We start from the raw sequence: 15,787 nt of genomic DNA, 5'->3' as shown, positions 1-15,787 counted from the left end.
AGCAAAGGAAAGAGCGGTTTTGAACAAAAAATAATCACTTCGAGCAAAGAAAAGATCGGTTTTGAAAAAAATGATCACTTCAAACCAAAGCAAGAGCAATTTCAGTCAAAAAAGATCTCGCCTCCTGCTTCTCCAATAGTAGCGATCACCACACCCGAAAAGCAGCATGGTCTTAGCCGTTTTGCTGTAAAACCTTTTCCTCTAAAATGGTTAGAGCATGTTGGATGTCCTTTAGATCATCCTGGGTTGCGTGTTGAATAAGCTGTAAAAAGCGTTCTTCGATACAGGCAAATGCCTCCTCCATCATTTTTTCACCCTCTTTGGATAAACGGACATACTGTTTTCTGCGGTCGACTGTGTCGTTAAATTTTTCGATTAGCTGCCGTTCCTGCAATTTCCGAAGTTCACGGCTTGTGTTGGGTAAGGACATATGCTGACATTCACTGATTTCGGTTGGTGTGACAGGTTGGCTTACTTTAATATATTCAAGAATTTTATATTGTAGCGGTGTGATATTCGCAGCGGTAACATTTTGTGTGAGATCATGTGTCACTTGATGGATTGTGGCTGTAAAAGCTACAAACTGATGAAATAAAGCGCTTTTATTCAATGGGATCACCTCTTACTGTCAAGATAACAAATAACTTGTCCTAAAACAATTATCATTTGACAACTAAAATGAACTGAACTATTATTTTATTATCAAATGATAAGTAATGAGGAGGCGCACAATGAAAACGTTAATTGTTTATACATATCCCAACCATAAAAGTTTAAATTATGCTTTTTTACAAGAAGTGATAAAGGGGTGTCGAGAGAATCCTACCATCGAGGAGATTCAGATACTAGATTTATATGAAGAAGAGTTCGATCCACGCTTAATTTTCCATGAACATAAACGACGTCGTGATATGTATCGGGATCCGAAAATGGAAAAATACCGCCAACAGCTCTCTTGGGCAGATCAAATTGTATTTGTTTATCCGATCTGGTGGGGGAGACCTCCAGCCATGCTGTTAGGATATATCGACCAATTATTTGCAGCAAATTTTGCTTATCGAGATACAAAGGGGTTATTTCCAGAGGGTCTTTTAAAAGGGAAATCTGTAGTCTGTGTGTCCACGATGAAGGGGCCAACCAATTATCCATTTTTATGGTTGAACAATGCACATAAAATTTTAATGAAAAGGGCGTTGTTTAAATTTGTTGGAATGAAAAAAGTGAAGTTTTTTGAGTTTGGTAATATGGAAAGTAAAAAGGGGAAGCAACAGCAGAAACTAAATAAAGTATATCGATACTTTAGTAAAGTAGCATACTAGAAAAAATAACTCATGCAGACGGGGTTAGTCGTTTGCATGAGTTGGCGTACTGTCGATGGGGACAGTAATCAAAAATCTTGTATATTCTGCTATTTTGCTTTCTACAGCAATGGTTCCATGATGCATCTCAATTATTTTTTTGACAATGGCTAGCCCTAATCCGCTACCGCCATCTCCAGCAGTTCGCGATTGATCGGCCTTATAAAATCTTTCAAAAATATGCTTTTGTTGTTCTTCGGTTAAGCCAATACCAGTATCTTGGACCATCACGGTTATCGTGTCGAACTGCTTTTTCATAGATAATGAGATGGTTCCATTGGTAGGTGTAAACTTAATACTGTTTGTCAGTAAATTCATCCAGACTTGATTCATCAAATCCTCATCTGCAGTGATGCTCAGGTTATCAAGATCGAGATCAAAGTCAATCTGTTTGGCTAACCAATTCGGTTCTAGTGCCAGCACAACATTGCGTAGTTGTTTATCGAGTCGATAAGTTATAGGCTCAAATGGATGATGCTGCGATTCTAAGGAAGTTAGCTTGAGTAAATTGTCGCTAATTTTTGATAAACGATTACTTTCTAATTCAATTATAGCTAAATAATGCTGACGTTTTTCTTCAGGCAGGTTAATATTTTTCAAAGCCTTGGCAAAGCCATTAATAGACGTTAAAGGTGATTGAATTTCATGGGAGACATTGGAAATGAACTCCTGACGCATTCTTTCCAGTTCACCTAGCTCAACAGCCATATGATTAATACCATGAATCAATTGCCCAAATTGATCCTCCTCATCTGCTCTCAAATCCAGCTGAACATCAAAATCACCTTTTGCCATGCGGCTTAATGCATCTACAATCGTATCCCAATAGTTACGTTGTCGATTTAGTCCGATTAAAAAGATAATGGCAGCTGAACAGGCAAAAAGTGCAAACACCCCAATCACTGTTGCTAGTTGTAGCCAAAATCCATGAGGCTCAGTTCCTAACCGTCCATACAGCCATGAAGTTACATGATAGGAAATAAAAGCGAAAACAGTGTTTGCAATCAGAAACAGGCAAAAGACCATCGCTAATCTTAACAAGAATCTTCGTTTTCTCATGTGCCTAGTTCCAAGCGGTAACCAAGGCCCCGAATGGTGCGAATGACAAAGCCACTCGTCTCCTGTGGAAAGCGTTCTCGTATTCTTTTGATATGGACATCAACTGTTCGTTCATCTCCCTCATAGTCGTAGCCCCAGATTTCTTCGATTAATTGTTCACGGGAAAAGGTTTTACCAATATAGCTTGCAAGTGTAAATAATAGCTCGAACTCCTTCAAACGAAGTAGAATCGTCTCGCCGTTCATTTCCACTTCATGTGTATGGCGATTTAATTTGACATTTCCAGCCTCTACAACTTGAGAAAGGGAGATACGATATCTTTTTAAAATAGACTTAACACGTACGATTAGCTCGGCAGGCTCGAATGGCTTCACAAGATAATCATCTGTCCCTAAATGAAAGCCCTTGATTTTTTGAGAGGTTTCTCCTTTAGCTGTTAGCATAAGGATTGGTAGATCTGTATTGAATGAACGTATTTCCTCACATAATGCCCAGCCATCCATGTTGGGCATCATAATATCCATCACGACCATATCGACTTTCTCAGTGTCTAATTTAGACAGTGCATCGACACCATCGATAGCCTCTATTACTTCTAAGCCCTCGTTTTGTAGAAACACTTTTACCAATTCGCGAATATGTGCATCATCATCCACGACTAATAGTTTTGTCATCTCAACAAACCCCTTTATTCAACATCTTTAATGCGTAATTGCTGCATGGCAAACTCACGATACATAGCATGTGTTTCAAAGAGTGTTTCGTGTGTACCACAGCCTGTAATATGCCCTTTCTCCATAAACAATATTTGATCGGCATCTACCACTGTCGATAAACGGTGCGCAATGACTAGTGTTGTGCGTCCTTGCATTAAGTTGTCTAATGCTTTTTGTACATAAATTTCTGATTTACTATCTAAGCTTGATGTTGCCTCATCCAGCATTAATATTTGCGGATTACGTAAGAGCGCTCTTGCGATAGAGATACGCTGACGTTGTCCTCCTGAAAGCTTGATGCCTCGTTCTCCAACTTCAGTATCGAACTTGTCTGGAAGCTCGTTAATAAATTGATCTGCATAGGCCATTTTAGCCACTTTTTCTAGCTCATCATCTTGCACTTCACGGTCTATACCATAGCAAATGTTTTCTCGAATCGTACCTGAGAGCAGGGCACTTTCCTGCGCTACATAGCCGATTTGACTGCGCCAAGAGTGGAGTGAAAAAGTTTCGACTGGTGTATCTCCTAGTGTGATACTGCCGTTCGTTGGCTGATAATATCGTTCTAGCAGTGAAAATGTGGTTGTTTTACCACCACCACTTGGTCCAACGATGGCTGTTACTTTGCCTGGTTCAATTGTGAAATTAATATTGGATAAAATGGGCTCCTCACCATAAGAAAAATCAACATTTTTAACATAAATGGGTTGATCTACTTTTTCTACTGTTAAGCCTTCATCAATATGTTCTTCCTCATATTCAAGCAATGCACTAATTCGTTCTGTAGCACCCATGGCTTTTTGGAGCTGGGTAAAGAACATCGTTAATTGCGTCATTGGCATAATGATTTGGATTAAATATAAAATAAATGCCACCATATCGCCAGCCGTCAGCTCTCCAGAGGAAACACGGACACCACCATAGCCAATAATAGCTACAAGCACAGACATCAGAACGAATGAAATCAGCGGGGAGATCAGCGCATGGATTTTTGCTTCTTTTAAGCCGAATGTAAAGAGATTCGTAATGCCCTTTTTTCCACGCTCATATTCAATTTGCTCAGCGTTTGAAGCCTTGACTAGGCGTGTTTCAGGTAATACTTGATTTAATACTGACGTAAATTTCGCTGTTTCATCTTGCATCCCTTTTGAAATCACAAACATGCGTCGCCCTAGCAACATTAAGATCACCATTGCCAGTGGTACGGCGATCAGCATGACTAATGTCATTTTCCAATCTAAAAATAGAAGAATGATAATAGAACCTATTATGGAGATAACGCCAGATAAACAGTTTGCTAAATGCTCTGTTATCAGCTCTTTCACAACCGCCGTGTCATTCGTAACACGGCTCAATGTTTCACCAGTATCATGTTCATCATAATAAGGGATTGGTAAATGCAACAGCTTTCTCCATAGCTGGTCACGTAATTTTGCCACAACATGATGTCCAACTCTATTTAAATAATAGATGGATAATCCACTGGCAATAGCCTGTGCGATAAAGGCAATACCCAGTATAATGATTTGCCAATAATTAAGCGATTCTAACGAAAAGCCATCCACTAATTGTTTTGTAAATAATGGAACAATAAACCCTACACCTGTCGTTGCTAAACTCATCACTAAAGCGATGACAAGTAGCCAAATCGGTGGTTCGGCACGTTTTACTAATTGTATAAAACGGCGCCAATCTTTTTGTTTAGATATATCATTTGATGTTTCTTGCAAAGAAATAAGCCTCCTTCATTGTCTGAAAACAATGTATTTCGTTTCTATGGCTTTACTATAGCATGCGTTTATGAACTGAATATGAAATGAATGGTCATCAAAAAAGGTGATGCGATCACCACCTTTTGATACTAGTCTGCAAATTCATCGTGGTATAAAGACTTACCAAGCAAGCGATAGATTCTTAAGGCTAGCTGGATTTGTAACAGCTCCTCATAGCTTTTTAAATCGGTTTTTAAAATTTCTTTAATCTTTTCAATCCGATAAATTAACGTATTGCGATGGATAAACATTTCCTTGGCTGTTTCACTTAGATTCATATGATTAATAAAGTAATTTTCTAATGTAAGTAGATAGCTTGTCCCATGTAATAGATCATGCTCAAAGACAGAACCCAAGCTTTCTAAGAAAAAGTCCTTTAGCTGCACTTCATTAATATTCGAATCTAAAAAATGATAAATGGAGTGATCTGCATAATGAGCCACTGCCCCACGCTCTTCGAAGCGGTGCATAAGACGGAGAGCTTCATGTGCCTCTGCAAAGCTTTTATGGACAAAACGTATATGTTTATATTCTTTGCCAATTCCCATTAAGAAAGAGCTTTGCGTATGTTGCTGTACTAATAATAGGAGAATGTTTTCTGCGTATTGCTTTGTTTCATTGAGCGTGAAATCTTGTTTGTTGTCTTGCTGTCCAACTAATATAATGATTTGATTGTTGCGATAAAGGCATGTAATTTCCCCATTAATTGTGCTAGAGTGCTCATAAATTAAATTCATACATTTTTTTGCAATATTATCGGTTTCGTATTTTCTAGAAATTAAATCATGCTGATTTTGCAAATTTTCATGGCTAATAGAGATGACGATGCAATAATATTTATGGTTGATCTTTAAGCCGTGGAGATCGCATAGTGTTTGTAGCGTTTCAAGCGAAGTGATTTTTCCAGTCAATAAATCATCAAAAAACTCTTGTTTAATCTTTAGACGTACACCCTCAATTTCCTTCTGTTTTATCCTTTCTAGTGCCACAATCGTGGAGGCTTGCTCTAAAACGATGAAATCAAACTCATTCAGATCCCGTACAGTTTGCCAAATGACAATATAGCCATAAATATAGTTGGCTACTGCAACAGGAAGAATTCTACATTTTACGGCTAGATCTTCTAATTGATAGATTCGTGTAATGGATTTTTGCATTTCATTGAGATCATTCGGAATGGTATTTATAAAATCCTTTGAAAATGTTGGACGATTCTTCTTTAAATTAATGCCATAGGCAAGGGGCACAGGATTCGTATCAAGATCTGTATAATGCAGTAAATTCCAGTCATTATCTAAAAAAATAATCGGGTTATTAATTGTTTCAGCTAACTTAGAGGAAATAGATTCGATGCCTCCTCCTTCAAGCGCCACCTTAAATAGCGTATTGTGCATGTCCAAAGATTTTCTATTTAATAGATCATAACGGCCAGATGCCTTTTCATTGATAATCGAGATGACCTTGGAAAGGGTGTAATTATAAGGTAACTCTAATAACGGCAATCCATGCTGATTGGCAATATCGATCATGTTTTGAGGCGTCTTTTGTAAATAGCGTCTCATTTTAATAACAAGGCCTGCACAATTGATTTTAGAGATTTCTTGGATAATTTTATTTTGTAAGGCTTCGTCATCTTGGAAGATGTAACCAGTCGTTAACAGTAATTCATTCGGTGTCAGCCAATCAAATGCATCGGGATTTTCGATAATGTTCACAAGTGCAATTTCATTGTGAATTCCTTGCTCTCCAGCAACAATTTTAATTCCTTCAAGTGCCTTTATCTCTAATATATCTTTAATTGTTAGCAAATGATTTCACTCCTTCGCCATAATCTTATCACAAAACATTGTACATATTGCCTAAATGATCTACATTCTTTTTGGTTTTGCTAAACAATGATATCTACGGCATAAGAGAATAAAATAAAGCTTGTAAGACGGAAATGTGAAAGTAGTAACATTCTCGCGGTTTATTTCTTTTTAGTTGAAATGAACAATAGGTCAGAGAAATGGAGGAATGAAATTGGTAGATATGAATGTGGTCTCAGAATTTTTAACTGCAGCTGAAGCAGGTGATAATAACGCTCTGAAAGGTTATTTACAACAAGGTGTGGATATTAATTCTCAAAATAAGCGCAAACGTACAGCAATTTTACTTGCTGCGATGAATGATCAATTAGAAACAGTAAAATTTTTAATTCAGGAAGGGGCAGATATTGACCTTCAAGATCAAATTTGTTTAAACCCATTTTTGTATGGATGTATAAATGGAAAGTTAGAGCTTGTGAAAATAATGCTACAAGCAAACACAGATTTAGAGCGTTTAACACGCTTTGGCGGTGTAGGGATTCATCCAGCAAGTGAGAAGGGCTTTGTTGAGGTAGTTCGTGAACTTGTAACGACTACAGACATCAATGTCAACCATACAAATATTTGTGGATGGACACCATTGATTGAAGCCATTCTTCTCAATGATGGGGGAGAAAAGCAACAAGAAATAGTTCGTCTATTAGTAGAACATGGAGCAGATACACAATTAGTGGATCAATATGGTGTGACACCATTAACAATGGCTAAAGAAAAAGGATTTACTGAAATTGAAAAAATTCTACTAGAAGCAGGAGCGAAATAGTAGTACTCCTACGACATAAAGAGGGTGTACATATGATACATGCCAAATTGGGTGATGATTATTTCCTGCAGCAAATAGTGGAGACGTTTACGGGAACGGTTCACAGCGTGTTTAAACATGCCTTAAATATACGGAGTGATGGTAATGATGAAATTTTTACACTTGCTACGAAGGCAATGGATCGGGCACCCAATACACTTGTCATTGATCTTGATACATTGGATCACCTGGGCATTCAGCAACATGACAGGGTATCGGTTCGCCATAATCAACTATTAATAGAAGAAAAATTAATAATAGCGATCCCTACCGCCTCTCGTTGGCAATGTCAGCTACCTATTTATCCAGCAAATTGTACACGCTTAAAAATGAATATGATTCGTGTTAAACAATTCATTGATTTACATGGGAAAGGCGGCGGCATAAAACGTAATGATTCTCCCATCAGTGAATTTGAAGCAGAGACATCTAGATTATTACAGCAGCGCACAACTTTACTTTATGAGGAAATATTGAATCAACGTTTGGATCGTTTTCAGGCATATGCAGCTGATTTAGTAGGCTTGGGGCCAGGGCTAACACCATCAGGGGATGATTTTTTAGTAGGCTTATTTGCTATCATTCACTTACAAAATAGCCCGTGTTCTATGTATAAACCTTTGTGTGAAAGCGTCATCAAAGTGATTCAGCCTTTGACCAATGAGATTAGCTTTACAACATTGAAGAAGGCAGCATATGGACAAGTAAGGGAGTCCATCTGTTCATTCATACACGCCATTTTATATGGCACAGAAGTGGAATCCATTGAGGCTCTGAGAAAGGTGCTTGCTATTGGCTCCTCCTCAGGAACAGATATTGCCTTAGGGCTGATAAGTGGCTTAGAAGCCAATATAAAATTAGGAGGATAATGATGAGTATTAAAGTCGTAATTAAGCGCAACACATATTTTGATTCAGTGTCATTGATGTCACTATCTACAAAAGCGAATCAAATTGAAGGCGTCGAGCAAGCAATTATTGGTATGGGTACGGAGATGAACAAAGGAGTCATTCGTAACGTTGGTTTGATGACGCCAGAAGTGGAGGAGGCAACAGCAGGGGACTTAATGATTATTGTTAAAACTGCTAATGCGGATCAAACAGAAAGCGCTTACCTAGCAGTGGAAGAATTACTAACAAATAAAGATAAAGCACAAGCAAAAAGTGATATTAAATATGCAACGATTGATTCAGCTGCACAAGGAATTCCTGATGCAAACTTTGTGGTCATTTCTGTCAATGGGGCATTTGCCGTTCGCGAAGCACGCAAAGCACTTGAAAATGATCTACACGTGATGCTGTTCAGTGATAATGTAAGCGTTGAAGATGAAGTAGAATTAAAAACTTTAGCACATGAAAAAGGTCTATTAATGATGGGGCCAGACTGTGGTACGGCCATTATTGGTAATACAGGTCTTTGCTTTGCCAACGCTGTGAGAAAAGGCAATATCGGTATCGTAGCAGCATCTGGTACAGGTAGCCAAGAGGTAAGTGTTCGTATTCATGACTTCGGTGGTGGAATCACACAACTGATCGGTACTGGCGGAAGAGATTTAAGTAAAGAAGTAGGCGGCATTATGATGCTTGATGGCATTAAAGCACTAGATGCGGATGAAGCGACAAAAGTGATCGTTCTAGTATCGAAGCCACCTGAAGCAAGTATTGAGAAAAAGGTGCTCGCACAAATCAAAGAATGCAGCAAACCAGTAGTGGTTTACTTTATCGGTGGTAATGAAGAGGCGGTAGTGGCAGCTGGTGGACAATTTGCTAAAACATCGAAAGAAGCAGCATTAAAAGCAGTCTTACTAGCAGGTATTGATGAAGCAGGCATTAACAAACGTGCACTTAACATTCCATTAGTTGAAGAGGTCCGTGCAAAATTAGCACCAGAACAAAAATACATTCGTGGGTTATTCTGTGGCGGTACGCTTTGTGATGAATCTATGTATCTAGCAATGGAAAAAATCGATAACGTTTACAGTAACATCCAGAAAAATCCTGATTTCTTATTGAAAGATATCAATGTGAGTCAGGAACATACATTCATTGACTTCGGTGATGATGATTTTACAAATGGTAAACCACATCCAATGATCGATCCGTCTTCTCGCATTGAGCGCTTCTTACAAGAAGCAAAAGATCCGACAGTTGGTGTCATTGTGATGGACTTCGTATTAGGCTTTGGCTCTCATGAAGACCCAGTAGGTGTTATGCTTCCAGCCATCATTGAAGCTAAACAATTTGCTGAAAAAGAAGGTAGACATTTAGAGATCATTGGGTATGTCCTTGGAACAGACTTAGATACGCCAAACATAGATGAGCAAGTGAAAAAATTAATTGATGCAGGTGTTACACATGCAAGCAGTAGTACAAATGCAGGATTACTTGCTAGAGAAATGGTGTTGAAAGGAGAAAATCATGAGTAAGATTAATGAACTTTTTACAAGTAAAATTAACGTCATTAACGTAGGTATTGAACTTTTTAAGGATGATATATTAGCACAAAATGCAAGTGCTACACACCTAGAGTGGTCACCACCAGGTGGAGGTAAGCCAGAAATTATTGCAGCACTAAACAAAATCGATAAAGCAGAACTTGCTGAAAAAATCGAAGCAGCAAATCGTCTTGCAGTGGAAAAAATTGTGAACTCTCAACCAGTGCTGATTGGTTTCGATCAAGCCATCAATGTTGTGCCTGGCATGACGAAAAAAACAATTTTACACGCAGGACCACCCATTACGTGGGAAAACATGAATGGCCCAATGCAAGGCGCTGTTATGGGTGCACTTGTATTCGAAGGATTAGCAAAAGACTTAGAAGAAGCAGCAGTGGTAGCGGCTTCAGGAGAAATCACATTCTCACCTTGTCATGAGCATAATGCCGTTGGTTCAATGGCTGGGGTAACATCTGCTTCGATGTTTATGCACATCGTTGAAAATAAAACGTATGGCAATATCGCCTATACAAATTTAAGTGAGCAAATGGCAAAAATCTTGCGTATGGGTGCCAACGATGACAGCGTTGTCGAGCGATTAATATGGATGCGTGATGTGTTAGGACCAATTTTACGTGATGCAATGAAATTAAATAAAGACGGCATCGATCTACGATTAATGCTTGCACAAGCGCTCCACATGGGTGACGAATGTCATAACCGTAATAATGCAGGTACAAGCTTATTAATTCAAGCATTGACACCATATATCTTAGAAACAGATTATCCTGTTGAACAGAAGCGAGCAGTATTTGATTTCGTGGCAAGTAGTGATTATTTTTCAGGTCCTACATGGATGGCATGCTGTAAATGTGCATTAGATGCTGCACATGGAATCGAATATAGTACTGTCGTGACAACAATGGCACGTAACGGTGTAGAATTTGGTGTTCGTATTAGTGGCATGCCAGGTAATACATGGTTTACTGGCCCAGCACAAAAAGTAATCGGACCGATGTTTGCTGGCTACAAACCAGAGGATTCAGGTCTTGATATAGGGGATAGTGCTATTACAGAAACTTACGGTATTGGTGGTTTCGCAATGGCTACTGCACCAGCAATCGTTGCTTTAGTAGGTGGAACAGTGGATGAAGCAATTGGTTATTCTCGTAAAATGAAAGAAATTACGACGACAGAAAACCAAAATATTACCATTCCATTATTAAACTTCATGGGAATTCCTACTGGTATTGATATTCGCAAAGTCATCCAATCAGGTATTCTTCCAATTATTAATACAGCTATCGCACATAAAGAGGCTGGAATCGGTATGATTGGTGCTGGTATCACAAATCCTCCAATGGAAGCTTTTGAAAAAGCATTAATTACAATTAGTGAGAAGTGGGCTTAAGCCCACTTCCTATAAGTAGGAGGAGCTTTCTATGGAACACGCAAAAATTGAACAGTCCAATCAAGATTATAGAGCACTTGGCTATTCGGAAGAACTTTTACCAAAAGGTCCTCAGGAAAGAGACTGGGGAATCTTTAACTACATTACCGTGTGGATGGGCGCAGTTCACAATATTATGTCTTATATGACGGTTGCAGGGTTTTTTGTCTTAGGATTATCAGTTAATCAAGTTCTCTTAGCCATTATGCTTTCAGCAGTAATCGTCTCAGCAGGCTATTGCTTAAATGGATATTCCGCCTCTAAATATGGCATTCCGTTTGCCATATTACTAAGAGATTCATTTGGAGTAAAAGGCTCTATTATTCCAGCGTTATGTCGAGGGTTGATTGCTGGGGTTGTATTCTTTGGTACGACGACCGTTGTGGGCGCTCAATCCCTTAATGTATTATTTGCAAGATTCATTCCGAACTATATGTCTATTGGTGGAGACTTCACTATTTTTGGCTTAGATGTTCCGACTATGATTTCTTATATTATTTTATGGGTAATTACAGTTTTACTTTTTTTAGGTGGCATGGATATGCTAACAGTCTTCGGTAAATACTCATCACCGATTGTTTATATTTTCATTATTGGCGCAGCGATTTGGGCAATTAATATTGCTGGAGGAATTGGACCAATTTTAGCATATAAGCCTTCTACAACGATGGAAAGTCCATTGGTCCTTATTGCATGTGTTAGCGCATTGGTGTCTAACTGGGCTGGTCCAATTGTAAATATTGCAGATTTTACGCATAGAGCTAAATCGCCAAAAGCAATGATCTATGGCTTATCCATCGGTATGATCGGCTCATTTCTATTATTTGCGATTACTTGTATTAGTTTAATAGCAGGGACAGAAATTGCTTTTGGGCAACCAATTTTTAATATTGTAGATGCTATTGATAAAATTCAAAATCCCTTTTCAGTAATTGTATTAATTTTAGCTTTAAATGTAGGCGCAACAGCTTTTGTAGTTTTTGGTAATTTATTACCATCTGGATTACAAATGACAACTTTATTCCCTAAAGTATTTACGGTCAAAACAGCAGGTATTTTAACAGCGATTATTGGCACAGTCATTTTGCCTTGGAAACTAGTATCGAGTACAGAAACGTTATTTTTCTTTTATAGTTTTATAGGCTCTATGTTTGGACCGATTGCAGGTATTATGTTGTCTAGCTTCTTTATCGAGCGTAAAAGACGTTTAGATTTATCTATGATGTATGTGGAAGAAGGTCATAATGGAGCTTATAAATCTGGCTATAACATCGTAGCATGTATCGTTCTATTAATAAGCTTCCTCTTACCAATGTCAGGTGCTTTCCTGAAAAGTGTGCCGTTTTTAGTACAGCTAAATAACTTTGCTTTCTTTAGCGGACTGATCGTGTCATTCATTTTATATACGCTGTTATATAAATTTAATCAGCAAAATGTTCAAAATAGTGTAGAAAAAGAAGTAGGGGTGTAGTTGTGAATAAATTAGTAATTGTAGCAATCGGCGGTAACTCGTTGGTAAAAGATAGTGGAAGTGAATCTATTCAAAGTCAGCAAGAGGCAGTTGCTCAAACTGTCGAGCATATCGCGGATATGATTCAGGAAGGTTATAAAGTGGTTGTCACACACGGCAATGGTCCACAAGTTGGTTTCACTTTACAAAGAAGTGAAATTGCTAATGAAGTATCAGGCATGCCAGCAATTCCGTTAGTAAACTGTGTGGCTGACACACAAGGTGGAATTGGCTATTTAATTCAACAAGCATTAATTAATGAACTGACTAAACGTCAAATTAATAAAAAGGTAGTCAGTGTGATTACACAAGTTGAAATCAATGAACATGATCCCAACTTTATTAACCCTACAAAGCCAGTTGGTTCATTCTTTACAAAGGAGCAAGCGGAGGCGATGCTAGTAGAGCATCCAGATTGGAAAATGGTAGAGGATTCTGGCCGTGGCTACCGTCGCGTTGTGCCTTCACCAAAACCAATCGATATCGTTGAAAAAGAGGCGATTAAATCATTAATTGATAATGATTATGTCGTGATCGCTGTAGGCGGTGGTGGAATTCCAGTTGTGAAAAAAGAAAACAATGTCTATGAGGGTGTAGATGCAGTCATTGACAAAGACTTTGCAACAAGTCTATTAGCGGCACAAGTAAATGCGGATTCATTAATTATTACAACGGGTGTTCCGCGTGTGTTTATTAACTTTGGAAAACCTGAACAACAAGCACTTGAAGAAATTACTGTTGAGGAAACAAAGCAGCATGTTCAAGATAATCAGTTCCCGCCAGGAAGTATGCTACCAAAAATCGAAGCAAGCTTAAGCTTCTTAGAAAATGGTGGTCATCGAGTAATTATTACAAACCCTGAAAGCCTGAAAGAAGCGATCAATAATCAGGCTGGTACTCATATTATTAACTAGGAGGAAACACGGTATGGATTATATTCAACTAGCTGTTGACAAAACAAAAGAAGGCATCGATCAAAATATTGGTGGACCATTTGGTGCAACCATTGTAAGAGGTGATGAAATCATCGCTGTTGTTGGCAATACAATGATGCGTGATACAGACATCACTGCACATGCAGAAATAGTAGCCATTCGTGAAGCCTCTAAAAAGCTTGGCACAATGGATTTATCCGATTGTGTCATCTACGCTACTTGCGAACCATGTCCAATGTGTGTGGGCGCTATTATTTGGTCGGGTATTAAAGAAGTTCATTATTGTAATACAGCAGAAGATGCTCATGTACATGGCTTCTCTGATATGCATCTACGTGATTACTTAACGGGTAAAGATAAAAGTGTCCTGAACATGCAAAAAATTGAAACGACTGAAGAATGTGATGCATTGTTCCATCATTTCAATGACAAAATGGCTAATAGTAAATAGATTAGAGCAGTCATATACTGCTTAAGTCTTTCCAGTGAATTAGAGTAGGGATCTCGTTATGGAGAATCCCTTTTCTAATTTTCAACCAAAAAGGTGTAAAATAGATACTATACAAGCGTACATTTGGTCTGATTTTCATCTTCGTAATTCTTCAAAAGGAGCTGTTTACATGATCTATAAAGAACGTTATCAACAATTACTAGATAAAATGAATCAATATAATTCAGGCGAAAAAGGGATTACGAGAGTTGCCTATACGAATGAAGAACAGGCTTGTTTACATGCCTTTATTCGTTTATGTAAAGATGAAAATCTTCAAATTCATATTGACCATTGTGGAAATCTTATTGCTCGAAGAGAAGGCAGTGTGCCAGGATTGCAGCCTGTTGTCATGGGATCTCATTTAGATACTGTCTATCAAGGCGGTAAATATGATGGCGTTGTAGGGGTAACCGCTGCCCTTGAGGTCATCAAGCGATTAAACGAGCGATCTATTGTGACAGAGCATCCAATTGAAATTATCGCCTTTGCCTGTGAGGAGTCTTCAAGATTTGGTGTGTCAACAGTAGGCAGTAAAGCAATGGCAGGATTAATTGATAAAGAAAAATATCGCCATTTAGTCGATCGAGATGGTATGACGATGGAGCAGGCTTTTGCTCATTGTGGACTTGATTTTAGTAGTGTTGATCAAGCGACAAGAGTAGAGGAAGGATTCCATGCCTTTTTCGAATTGCATATTGAACAGGGACCACTGCTAATTAACTATGAAAAGAAAATTGGTATTGTCACAGGGGTAGCAGCACCAGTTCGCTTATTAATGAAGTTAAATGGAAAAGCGTCCCATTCAGGCACGACTCCAATGAATATGAGAAAGGACGCTCTTTTAGGAGCATCCGAATTGGCATTAGAATTAGAAAAAGCGGCAATAGCAGAGCAGGAGTTTGGCACTGTGGCAACTGTTGGAATACTAGAGGTTGTGGCAGGCTCGATGAACGTAGTTCCAGGTGAAGTGGAGTTAACTGTAGATATCCGATCATCCTCTGTGGAATCGAGAGAACGTGTGCTTCAGCATTTTTATACGGTTATTGCAAACGTTCAACAAAAGAGGCAGCTTGCGATTGCATACAATGTCATTAGCTCAGAGGATCCTGTCCTGCTTTCTCCAAAGCTAATGCAAGATTTAGAAACAATTTGTGTAGAGAAAAAACTATCCTATCAATATATGCAAAGTGGAGCAGGTCACGATTCTATGAATATGACAAGGCTCGGACCAGTTGGCCTTATTTTTATTCCTTCGGTGGATGGTTTAAGTCACCATCCAGATGAACATACGGAGCTTGAAGATATATTAATAGGAATCGATGTTTTAGAGGCAGTTGTGCTAAGATATGCTTCAGTCAGCTAATTAGCAATCATCAGTTGAAGACGCTAC

The 15,787-nt window shown here is 38.5% G+C and carries 14 protein-coding genes; 9 read left to right on the top strand and 5 right to left on the bottom strand.

The window, feature by feature from the left end:
- Positions 1-172 precede the first annotated feature (172 nt).
- Positions 173-610 (bottom strand): MarR family winged helix-turn-helix transcriptional regulator, encoded by a 438-nt coding sequence (locus tag NY607_RS03575; protein WP_131519717.1) that lies wholly within the window; start codon positions 608-610, stop codon positions 173-175.
- Positions 611-731: 121 nt separating this feature from the next.
- Between NY607_RS03575 and NY607_RS03570 the strand changes: the two genes are divergently transcribed.
- Positions 732-1,319 carry an NAD(P)H-dependent oxidoreductase gene (locus NY607_RS03570; protein WP_054550751.1) on the top strand — a complete coding sequence of 196 codons (588 nt, stop codon included), beginning with the start codon at positions 732-734 and terminating at the stop codon, positions 1,317-1,319.
- A gap of 24 nt (positions 1,320-1,343) precedes the next feature.
- On the opposite strand, the gene NY607_RS03565 is transcribed toward NY607_RS03570, so the two are convergent.
- The 4 genes from NY607_RS03565 to NY607_RS03550 all read right to left on the bottom strand — a co-directional run bounded on the left by NY607_RS03565 (position 1,344) and on the right by NY607_RS03550 (position 6,713).
- Positions 1,344-2,417: a sensor histidine kinase gene (locus tag NY607_RS03565; protein WP_193767299.1), complete on the bottom strand. Its 1,074-nt coding sequence runs from the start codon at positions 2,415-2,417 to the stop codon at positions 1,344-1,346.
- Entirely contained in the window at positions 2,414-3,091 is a 678-nt protein-coding gene (locus NY607_RS03560; RefSeq protein WP_131519718.1) for a response regulator transcription factor, read from the bottom strand. Before NY607_RS03560 ends, NY607_RS03565 begins: the two co-directional genes overlap by 4 nt.
- A gap of 14 nt (positions 3,092-3,105) precedes the next feature.
- Positions 3,106-4,863: an ABC transporter ATP-binding protein gene (locus NY607_RS03555; RefSeq protein WP_310794741.1), complete on the bottom strand. Its 1,758-nt coding sequence runs from the start codon at positions 4,861-4,863 to the stop codon at positions 3,106-3,108.
- Positions 4,864-4,994: 131 nt separating this feature from the next.
- Entirely contained in the window at positions 4,995-6,713 is a 1,719-nt protein-coding gene (locus NY607_RS03550; RefSeq protein ID WP_259419161.1) for a PucR family transcriptional regulator, read from the bottom strand.
- 214 nt (positions 6,714-6,927) lie between these two features.
- Here NY607_RS03550 and NY607_RS03545 point away from each other — a divergent pair, with 214 nt between their 5' ends.
- From NY607_RS03545 to NY607_RS03510, 8 genes are all read left to right on the top strand, one after another.
- The gene (locus tag NY607_RS03545) at positions 6,928-7,536 is read left to right on the top strand and encodes an ankyrin repeat domain-containing protein (RefSeq protein WP_081011059.1); all 609 of its coding nucleotides are present in this window, start codon (positions 6,928-6,930) and stop codon (positions 7,534-7,536) included.
- 32 nt (positions 7,537-7,568) lie between these two features.
- The gene (locus NY607_RS03540; RefSeq protein WP_259419160.1) at positions 7,569-8,444 is read left to right on the top strand and encodes an oxamate carbamoyltransferase subunit AllH family protein; all 876 of its coding nucleotides are present in this window, start codon (positions 7,569-7,571) and stop codon (positions 8,442-8,444) included.
- Positions 8,445-8,446: 2 nt separating this feature from the next.
- Complete coding sequence (gene fdrA, locus NY607_RS03535) at positions 8,447-10,000, top strand: acyl-CoA synthetase FdrA (protein ID WP_259419159.1); 1,554 nt, start codon at positions 8,447-8,449, stop codon at positions 9,998-10,000.
- Entirely contained in the window at positions 9,993-11,420 is a 1,428-nt protein-coding gene (locus tag NY607_RS03530) for a YlbE family protein (RefSeq protein ID WP_131519723.1), read from the top strand. Before fdrA ends, NY607_RS03530 begins: the two co-directional genes overlap by 8 nt.
- A gap of 31 nt (positions 11,421-11,451) precedes the next feature.
- The gene (locus NY607_RS03525) at positions 11,452-12,930 is read left to right on the top strand and encodes a cytosine permease (protein WP_259419158.1); all 1,479 of its coding nucleotides are present in this window, start codon (positions 11,452-11,454) and stop codon (positions 12,928-12,930) included.
- A gap of 2 nt (positions 12,931-12,932) precedes the next feature.
- Positions 12,933-13,883: a carbamate kinase gene (gene arcC / locus NY607_RS03520; RefSeq protein ID WP_048389956.1), complete on the top strand. Its 951-nt coding sequence runs from the start codon at positions 12,933-12,935 to the stop codon at positions 13,881-13,883.
- 13 nt (positions 13,884-13,896) lie between these two features.
- The gene (locus tag NY607_RS03515) at positions 13,897-14,355 is read left to right on the top strand and encodes a nucleoside deaminase (protein WP_054550759.1); all 459 of its coding nucleotides are present in this window, start codon (positions 13,897-13,899) and stop codon (positions 14,353-14,355) included.
- 169 nt (positions 14,356-14,524) lie between these two features.
- Positions 14,525-15,760 carry a Zn-dependent hydrolase gene (locus NY607_RS03510; RefSeq protein WP_131519725.1) on the top strand — a complete coding sequence of 412 codons (1,236 nt, stop codon included), beginning with the start codon at positions 14,525-14,527 and terminating at the stop codon, positions 15,758-15,760.
- The last annotated feature ends 27 nt before the right edge of the window (positions 15,761-15,787 follow it).

Source organism: Lysinibacillus sp. A4 (genome assembly GCF_024919535.1).
Lineage (GTDB): Bacteria > Bacillota > Bacilli > Bacillales_A > Planococcaceae > Lysinibacillus > Lysinibacillus capsici.
The sequence above is the reverse complement of the archived record's forward strand: the minus strand, read 5'-3'. Positions and strand labels throughout refer to the sequence as shown.

Excerpts from the sequence above, each read along its gene's own strand:
- NY607_RS03570 (WP_054550751.1), top strand. The coding sequence starts at position 732 with ATGAAAACGTTAATTGTTTATACATATCCCAACCATAAAAGTTTAAAT.
- NY607_RS03565 (WP_193767299.1), bottom strand. The coding sequence starts at position 2,417 with ATGAGAAAACGAAGATTCTTGTTAAGATTAGCGATGGTCTTTTGCCTG.
- NY607_RS03560 (WP_131519718.1), bottom strand. The coding sequence starts at position 3,091 with ATGACAAAACTATTAGTCGTGGATGATGATGCACATATTCGCGAATTG.
- NY607_RS03540 (WP_259419160.1), top strand. The coding sequence starts at position 7,569 with ATGATACATGCCAAATTGGGTGATGATTATTTCCTGCAGCAAATAGTG.
- fdrA (WP_259419159.1), top strand. The coding sequence starts at position 8,447 with ATGAGTATTAAAGTCGTAATTAAGCGCAACACATATTTTGATTCAGTG.
- NY607_RS03530 (WP_131519723.1), top strand. The coding sequence starts at position 9,993 with ATGAGTAAGATTAATGAACTTTTTACAAGTAAAATTAACGTCATTAAC.
- NY607_RS03525 (WP_259419158.1), top strand. The coding sequence starts at position 11,452 with ATGGAACACGCAAAAATTGAACAGTCCAATCAAGATTATAGAGCACTT.
- NY607_RS03515 (WP_054550759.1), top strand. The coding sequence starts at position 13,897 with ATGGATTATATTCAACTAGCTGTTGACAAAACAAAAGAAGGCATCGAT.
- NY607_RS03510 (WP_131519725.1), top strand. The coding sequence starts at position 14,525 with ATGATCTATAAAGAACGTTATCAACAATTACTAGATAAAATGAATCAA.